Raw genomic sequence first — 6,463 nt, forward strand, 5'->3', positions numbered from 1 at the left:
ATGAGCGGACCCGCCGAGGACCCGCCGCTCGTCGAGCTCCGCGAGGTCATGCGCCGGCTGCGGGCCGAGTGCCCGTGGAAGGCCGGGCAGACGCACCGCTCGCTCGCGCGCTACCTCCTCGAGGAGACCCACGAGACCCTCGAGGCGCTGGACACCGGCGACGCCGAGCACCTGCGCGAGGAGCTCGGCGACCTGCTGCTCCAGGTCTACTTCCACGCTGCGATCGCCGAGGAGACCGGCGCCTTCGACCTCGACGACGTCGCGCGCGGCATCACCGAGAAGATGCGGCGTCGCAACCCGCACGTCTTCGGCGACCGGGCGGGGGAGGGCGGCGAGCGCCTGGACGCAGCCGCCGTCAACGAGGCCTGGGAGGCCATCAAGGCCACCGAGAAGTCCCGCTCCGCGGTGACCGACGGGATCCCGCCGACCCTGCCGGCGCTGCTCTACGCCGACAAGGTCCTCGACCGGCTCGCCCGCCAGGGGACCGCCGTACCTCCGGACGGCGACGACCTCGGCGACCGGCTGCTGGCGCTGGTGGCGCAGGCGCGCGCCGAGGGCCGCGACCCCGAGCAGGCCCTGCGCGACGCCGTACGCCGCCTGCCGGGCGTCACGCCCAGCTGACCGCGTCCTCGTCCGCGAGGCGGGGGAGCCGGTCGAACCACGCGTTCTCGCTGGGGTGGCCGATGTTGACGACCAGCATCGAGCGGAAGCGCCCGTCGGGGAAGAACTCGGCGTCGACCGCGTCCCGGTCGAAGCCGCCCATGGGTCCGGCGGCCAGCCCGGCGGCGCGGACGGCCATGACGAAGACCCCCGACTGGAGCGCGGCGCTGAAGCGCCCGGACTCGTGACGCATGGCCTCGTCGGCCTCGAAGTGGTCCTGCAGCTGGGGACGCGTCGGGAAGATCGTGGGCACGTGCTCGTGGAAGCGGGAGTCCCAGGCCAGCACCGCGACGGCCGGGGCCGCGAGCGTCTTGGCCCGGTTGCCCTCGGACAGGAGTGGGACGAGGCGCTCCTTGCCCTCCGGCGTGCGCACGAAGACCACCCGCAGCGGCTGGGTGTTGGCGGCGCTGGGTCCCCACTTGGTGAGGTGCCAGATGGACGTGAGCTCCTCGTCGGTGACCGGGGTGTCGGCGAAGGAGTTGGCGGTGCGGGCCGAGGTGAACATCAGCGCGCGTCCGCGCTCGTCGAGCGCCTCGAGCTGGGTGGGCAGGTGGTCGGTGACGGTCATGGTGCTCTCGTTCCTAGGGCTGCTAGTGGGTGAAGTGTTACTACGAAAAAAAGAGTAACCCGCAAGTCAAGAGACGACTCGCTACGATGGGGGCATGAGCAGTGAGGTGCGCCACGAGCCGCGGGCGTGCGACGGCGCGCTGACGCGTGCCTTCGGCTTCCTCGGCAAGCGCTGGAACGGCGTGCTGATGGCGACCCTCATGTACGGCCCGGCCGGCTTCGCGGAACTCAAGCGGGCGGTGCCCGGCATCAGCGACTCGGTGCTCTCCGACCGGCTGGTCGAGCTGGCCGGCGCCGGGCTGGTCGAGCGCCTCGTCGAGCCGGGACCTCCCGTGGGCGTCTCCTACCGGCTGACGGCCGACGGCGAGGCGCTGTGGCCCTCGCTGGACGCGATCACGGCCTGGGGCCGCGACCACCTGCCCTCCGGCGACTGAGAGCCGCGCGGCCTGCGCGCTTCGACGTACGCCCGGGTCTAGGCTAGGCGCGCACCTCTTCCCAGTCGCACCAGGAGCAGCAGTGGCCAGCATCGAAGCCGTCGGCGCGCGCGAGATCCTCGACTCGCGCGGCAACCCCACCGTCGAGGTCGAGGTCCTCCTCGACGACGGGTCCTTCTCCCGCGCGATGGTGCCCAGCGGCGCCTCCACGGGCGCCTTCGAGGCGGTGGAGCTGCGCGACGGCGGCGACCGCTACGGCGGCAAGGGCGTCCAGAAGGCTGTGGACGCCGTCATCAACACGATCGGTCCGGCCGTCGAGGGCCTCGACGCCGACGAGCAGCGCATCGTCGACCAGACCATGCTCGAGCTCGACGGCACGCCCAACAAGGCGACGCTGGGCGCCAACGCGATCCTCGGCGTCTCGCTCGCCGTGGCCCGGGCCGCCGCCGACTCCGCCGGCCTGCCGCTCTACCGCTACGTCGGTGGCCCCAACGCCCACCTGCTGCCGGTCCCGATGATGAACATCCTCAACGGCGGCTCGCACGCCGACTCCAACGTCGACGTCCAGGAGTTCATGATCGCGCCGATCGGCGCCCCGACGTTCCGCGAGGGCCTGCGCCAGGGCGCGGAGGTCTACCACGCGCTCAAGTCGGTCCTGAAGAAGAAGGGCCTGTCCACCGGCCTCGGCGACGAGGGCGGCTTCGCGCCCAACCTCGACAGCAACCGCGCCGCGCTCGACCTGATCGCCGAGGCCGTCGCGGCCACCGGCCTCACGCTCGGCCGCGACATCGCGCTGGCCATGGACGTCGCCGCCTCGGAGTTCTTCACTCATGCTGACTCGGGGGCGGGCTCCTACGCCTTCGAGGGTGGCAGCAAGTCCGCCGACGAGATGACCGCCTACTACGCCGAGCTCGTGGCGTCCTACCCGATCGTCTCCATCGAGGACCCCCTCGACGAGGAGGACTGGGACGGCTGGAAGGCCATCACCGACGAGCTCGGCAGCAAGACCCAGATCGTCGGGGACGACCTCTTCGTCACCAACGTCGAGCGCCTGCAGCGCGGCATCAGCGGCGGTCAGGCCAACGCCCTGCTGGTCAAGGTCAACCAGATCGGGTCCCTCACCGAGACCCTCGACTCCGTCGACCTGGCCCACCGCAGCGGCTACCGCTGCATGATGAGCCACCGCTCCGGCGAGACCGAGGACACCACGATCGCCGACCTCGCGGTCGCGACCAACTGCGGCCAGATCAAGACCGGTGCCCCGGCGCGGTCCGACCGCGTCGCCAAGTACAACCAGCTGCTGCGCATCGAGGACGACCTCGGCGACGCCGCGCGCTACGCCGGCGCCGGCGCCTTCCCGCGCTACCAGGGCTGACCGCGGCTCCATGGTCGACAGCCGCCGCACGCCGCCCCGCGGGTCCCGCCCGCGGGGTCGCACGGGACCCGGCCGGGTCCCGGGGCGTGGCGGCGCTCGGGGCACGTCCGGCCCGGTCGCGGCGCGCGTGCCGGCCGCCGGGTCGCCGCGGCGGCCCCGACTCACCGGTCGGGCCGCGATCCTGGTGCTGGTCCTCGCGGTGCTGGCAGTCTCCTACGCGTCCTCGATGCGGGCCTACCTCGACCAGCGCTCGGAGATCAACGCGCTCAAGTCCAAGATCGCCGAGCGCTCCGCCGACATCGACGACCTGGAGCGCGAGAAGCGGCGCTGGGACGACCCGGCGTACGTCCGCCAGCAGGCGCGCGAGCGCCTCAAGTTCGTGATGCCCGGCGAGCGCTCCTACGTCGTCCTCGACGAGAACGGCGAGCCGCTCGACAGCGAGTCCGAGCTCAGCGACCCCGACGACCTGGTCAAGGACGCGCCCGAGGCGTGGTGGGCCCGGGCGTGGGAGTCCGTGGAGCTCGCGGGCGACCCGCCCCGGCAGGCCAAGCCCCCGGCAGCCGAGATCGACGGCTCGGACGAGCCGACCGGCCAGCAGTGATCGACCCCGCCGACGAGGCGACCGTGCACGCCCAGCTCGGCCGCTCACCCCGCGCCATCCACGCCGTGGGGCACCGCTGTCCCTGCGGCAACCCCGACGTCGTCACCACCGAGCCGCGCCTGCCCAACGGCACGCCGTTCCCCACGACCTTCTACCTCACCTGCCCCCGAGCCGCCTCCATGATCGGCACCCTCGAGGGCTCGGGGCTGATGAAGGAGATGCAGGCTCGCCTGGGCGAGGACGCCGAGCTCGCGGCGGCCTACCGCCGCGCTCACGAGGCCTACCTCGCCGTCCGCTCCGAGCTCGGCGAGGTCCCCGAGATCGCGGGCATCTCCGCCGGCGGCATGCCCGACCGGGTCAAGTGCCTGCACGTGCTCGCCGGCCACGCCCTCGCCGCCGGCCCGGGGGTCAACCCGCTGGGCGACGAGGTCCTCGAGCTGCTCGGCGAGTGGTGGGCCTCCGGCCCCTGCGTGGCTCCCGAGCCATGACGACGGTCGCGGCCGTCGACTGCGGCACCAACACGATCAAGCTCCTGATCGGGGACCTGCCCGACGTGGCCGTGCGCGAGATGCGGATGGTGCGTCTCGGCGAGGGCGTCGACCGCACGGGCCGGCTCGGCGACGAGGCACTCGCCCGGGCGTTCGCGGCGATCGACGAGTACGCCGCCCTCATCGCGGAGCACGACGTCTCGCGGCTGCGCTTCTGCGCGACCTCGGCGACGCGCGACTCCGCCAACGCCCAGGACTTCTCCGACGGTGTGCTGGCGCGCCTCGGCGTGCGTCCCGAGGTGCTCTCGGGCGACGAGGAGGCCGCGCTGGCCTTCGCCGGCGCGGTGCGCAACCTCGCCACCCGACCGCCCGCGCCGGTGCTGGTCGTCGACATCGGCGGCGGGTCGACCGAGCTGATCCTCGGAGACACCGAGCCCACGGCTGCCGAGTCCATGGACATCGGCTCGGTCCGCCTGCACGAGCGCCACCTCCACTCCGACCCGCCCACGGCCGCCGAGGTCGCGGCCTGCGTCGCCGACATCGACGCCGCGCTCGACGCGTGCGCCGTCTCGCCCGGGGACGCGGCGGCCGTCGTGGGCATCGCCGGCACCGTGACCACGGTCGCCGCCGGGGTGCTCGGCCTGCCGGCGTACGCACGGGAGGCGATCGACCAGCAGGTGCTCGACGTCGAGGCGGTGCACGCGACGGTCGAGCGGTTGGTCACGATGCCGGTCTCGGAGCGCCTGGCCCTGCCCTTCATGCACCCCGGTCGCGCCGACGTCATCGACGCCGGCGCCCTGATCCTGTCCCGCGTCCTGCGGCGCACGTCGGTTCCGACCCTGCTGGTCTCCGAGTCCGACATCCTCGACGGGATCGCCTGGTCGGTGGCATGACCGTCAGCCCGCCCGACTCCCCAGGCGAGGCCCTGGCCACCCTGGACGCGCAGATCATCGAGTGCCGCCGGTGCCCAAGGCTGGTCGAGTGGCGGGAGCGGGTGGCGCGCGAGAAGCGGGCGGCGTTCGCCGACGAGACCTACTGGGGACGCCCGATCCCCGGCTTCGGCGTCGCCGAGCCCACCGTGCTGGTCGTCGGGCTGGCTCCCGCCGCCCACGGCGCCAACCGGACCGGCCGGCTCTTCACCGGCGACCGGTCGGGGGACTGGCTGTTCGCCAGCATGCACCGCGTCGGCCTGGCCAACCAGCCCACCAGCACCCGCGCCGACGACGGCCTCGAGCTCATCGGGACGCGCATCGTGGCCGCCGTGCGCTGCGCCCCGCCGCAGAACAAGCCGACCACCGAGGAGCGCGACAGCTGTGCCCCCTGGCTGGACCTCGAGCTGCGCCTCGTCGCACCGACGGTCAAGGTCGCCGTCGCGCTCGGCTCCATCGGCTGGGACGCCTCCCTGCGCGCGTTCCGTGCCGCCGGCTGGACCGTGCCGCGCCCCAAGCCGAAGTTCGGGCACGGCGCCGAGGCGACCATCGTGACGCCGTACGGCGACCTCCTGCTGCTCGGCTGCTACCACCCCAGCCAGCAGAACACCTTCACCGGCACCCTCACCGAGCCCATGCTCGACGCCGTCCTCACCCGCGCCGCCACCTTCCTCCCCGTCGGTGGTTGAGGAGGGACGAAGTCCCGTCTCGAAACCACCACCGGTGGTCGAGCAGCGACGAGCGCAAGCGAGGAGCGAACGTCGAGACCCCCGCACCTCTGATCTCCTCCTCAGGGTGATCGGTGGAGGCGTACGGCGCCGCTGTGGTCACGGTCTTTGGCAGCTATGCGGAGGAGGCAGGCGGTGCTTCCGCGCCGCGGCCGGCCGTCAGGTCGCCTCGGTTTCGAGACGGTTGCTGCGCAACCTCCTCAACCCACGACGCCGCCACCGGTGGTCGAGCGAACGTCGAGACCCCCGCACCCCTGTCCGCCTCCTCAGGGTGATCAGTGGTGTCGTACGGCGCCGCAGTGGTCACGGTCCTTTGGCAGCTACACGGAGCAGGTGGGCGGTGCTCCCACGCCGCCGCCGGCCGTCGGCTCGCCTCGGTTTCGAGACGGTTGCTGCGCAACCTCCTCAACCCACGACGCCGGTGGTTGAGGAGGGACGAAGTCCCGTCTCGAAACCACCCCCGGGAAGGATCAAGAAATTTCGACAGCCCTTGTGGATAAGGCCTCCTGAGCCCCAGTTCAGGGCCTCGACTGTCGGTGGTGGGTGCTTGAGTGGACCCATGACCAGCCCCGCCGCCGACCTCCTCGAGGTCATGCGTCACGAGACCACCGCCGCGACCGCGGCCGAGGTCCGACGCCTGCGCGCGGCGATCGCCTGGTGCACCCTGCACACCACCGACGA

8 protein-coding genes are annotated in these 6,463 nt (G+C 72.7%); 7 read left to right on the top strand and 1 reads right to left on the bottom strand.

What is annotated here, in order from left to right; genetic code table 11:
* On the top strand, positions 1-621 hold the full coding sequence (locus tag E4622_RS17190; protein ID WP_134741409.1) for a MazG family protein: 621 nt from the start codon (positions 1-3) through the stop codon (positions 619-621).
* Here E4622_RS17190 and E4622_RS17195 read toward each other — a convergent pair.
* The gene (locus E4622_RS17195; RefSeq protein ID WP_134741410.1) at positions 608-1,228 is read right to left on the bottom strand and encodes a malonic semialdehyde reductase; all 621 of its coding nucleotides are present in this window, start codon (positions 1,226-1,228) and stop codon (positions 608-610) included. The two genes, E4622_RS17190 and E4622_RS17195, sit on opposite strands and share 14 nt — an antisense overlap.
* A 94-nt stretch (positions 1,229-1,322) precedes the next feature.
* Between E4622_RS17195 and E4622_RS17200 the strand changes: the two genes are divergently transcribed.
* The 6 genes from E4622_RS17200 to E4622_RS17225 all read left to right on the top strand — a co-directional run bounded on the left by E4622_RS17200 (position 1,323) and on the right by E4622_RS17225 (position 5,743).
* Positions 1,323-1,661 carry a helix-turn-helix domain-containing protein gene (locus tag E4622_RS17200; protein ID WP_134741411.1) on the top strand — a complete coding sequence of 113 codons (339 nt, stop codon included), beginning with the start codon at positions 1,323-1,325 and terminating at the stop codon, positions 1,659-1,661.
* A gap of 82 nt (positions 1,662-1,743) precedes the next feature.
* Complete coding sequence (gene eno / locus E4622_RS17205; RefSeq protein ID WP_134741412.1) at positions 1,744-3,036, top strand: phosphopyruvate hydratase; 1,293 nt, start codon at positions 1,744-1,746, stop codon at positions 3,034-3,036.
* A gap of 10 nt (positions 3,037-3,046) precedes the next feature.
* Positions 3,047-3,637, top strand: coding sequence for a septum formation initiator family protein (locus E4622_RS17210; protein WP_134741413.1), 591 nt, complete (start codon positions 3,047-3,049; stop codon positions 3,635-3,637).
* On the top strand, positions 3,634-4,125 hold the full coding sequence (locus E4622_RS17215) for a DUF501 domain-containing protein (RefSeq protein ID WP_134741414.1): 492 nt from the start codon (positions 3,634-3,636) through the stop codon (positions 4,123-4,125). The genes E4622_RS17210 and E4622_RS17215 overlap by 4 nt, the downstream gene beginning before the upstream one ends.
* Positions 4,122-5,018, top strand: coding sequence for an exopolyphosphatase (locus E4622_RS17220; RefSeq protein ID WP_134741415.1), 897 nt, complete (start codon positions 4,122-4,124; stop codon positions 5,016-5,018). Before E4622_RS17215 ends, E4622_RS17220 begins: the two co-directional genes overlap by 4 nt.
* The gene (locus tag E4622_RS17225; protein ID WP_134741416.1) at positions 5,015-5,743 is read left to right on the top strand and encodes a uracil-DNA glycosylase; all 729 of its coding nucleotides are present in this window, start codon (positions 5,015-5,017) and stop codon (positions 5,741-5,743) included. The genes E4622_RS17220 and E4622_RS17225 overlap by 4 nt, the downstream gene beginning before the upstream one ends.
* The last annotated feature ends 720 nt before the right edge of the window (positions 5,744-6,463 follow it).

Origin of the sequence: Nocardioides sp. 503, from assembly GCF_004522095.1 — a bacterium.
Taxonomy (GTDB): Bacteria; Actinomycetota; Actinomycetes; order Propionibacteriales; family Nocardioidaceae; genus Nocardioides.

Coding starts and splice junctions, on each gene's coding strand:
- E4622_RS17190 (WP_134741409.1), top strand. CDS start 1: ATGAGCGGACCCGCCGAGGACCCGCCGCTCGTCGAGCTCCGCGAGGTC.
- E4622_RS17210 (WP_134741413.1), top strand. CDS start 3,047: ATGGTCGACAGCCGCCGCACGCCGCCCCGCGGGTCCCGCCCGCGGGGT.
- E4622_RS17225 (WP_134741416.1), top strand. CDS start 5,015: ATGACCGTCAGCCCGCCCGACTCCCCAGGCGAGGCCCTGGCCACCCTG.
- E4622_RS17200 (WP_134741411.1), top strand. CDS start 1,323: ATGAGCAGTGAGGTGCGCCACGAGCCGCGGGCGTGCGACGGCGCGCTG.
- E4622_RS17195 (WP_134741410.1), bottom strand. CDS start 1,228: ATGACCGTCACCGACCACCTGCCCACCCAGCTCGAGGCGCTCGACGAG.
- E4622_RS17220 (WP_134741415.1), top strand. CDS start 4,122: ATGACGACGGTCGCGGCCGTCGACTGCGGCACCAACACGATCAAGCTC.